Here is a 763-nt window from a genome sequence, read left to right on the forward strand (position 1 = left end):
ACCCAGAAGTCACGTCCCATTGCGTATTCACTTAGTGTGGATGGGTTAATGATGCCAGGAAGGCCCATTACCGCCAAAATATTGAAAACGTTCGAGCCGATGATGTTACCAACTGCCATGTCGTCTTCGCCTTTCAATACACCAGCAAGTGATGCTGCAAGCTCAGGAAGACTCGTACCGATGGCAATAATTGTCAGACCGATCACTAGGTCGCTCATGCCGAAATGCTTAGCAATAATAACCGCATTGTCGACCAGCAGGCTTGCTGCCAAAGGAAGCAATATTAAACCGATAACCACCCACATGATGGCCTTAGGGTTGCTAACGCCTTGTGGGATTTCTGATTCTTGATCTTCAAGAAACGCATCGCCAGATTTTTGTTCTTTGCGGCTAATTTGCAACATAGCAAATAAAAAAGCACCAAACAGAACAAATAGTAAGACACCTTCATAAAAACCAAGGTGGCTGTTCCACAGTAAAATCCCAGCTAACACAGTTACCGCGATCATTAATGGTAATTCGCGACGGATAACTGCAGAACTAATAGAAAGAGGTTTGATCAGTGCAGTAATACCTAGGATTAGGGCAATGTTAGCAATGTTTGAACCCAAAACGTTACCGACAGCGGTATCGGTTTTACCGTCCCAAGCGGCTGTTGCTGACACCATCATTTCTGGTGCTGATGAGCCCATTGCAAGAATGGTCATACCGATCACTAAAGGTGAAATACCGACGTTGCGGGCTATAGCTGCAGAACCAAAAA

The 763-nt window shown here is 45.1% G+C and carries 1 protein-coding gene; it reads right to left on the bottom strand.

All coding sequences use genetic code 11. The features are described from left to right. The coding region (locus tag R7Q46_RS26595; RefSeq protein ID WP_318078142.1) for a calcium/sodium antiporter at positions 1–763 on the bottom strand (763 nt) is incomplete at both ends.

Source organism: Vibrio sp. 811, from assembly GCF_033339195.1.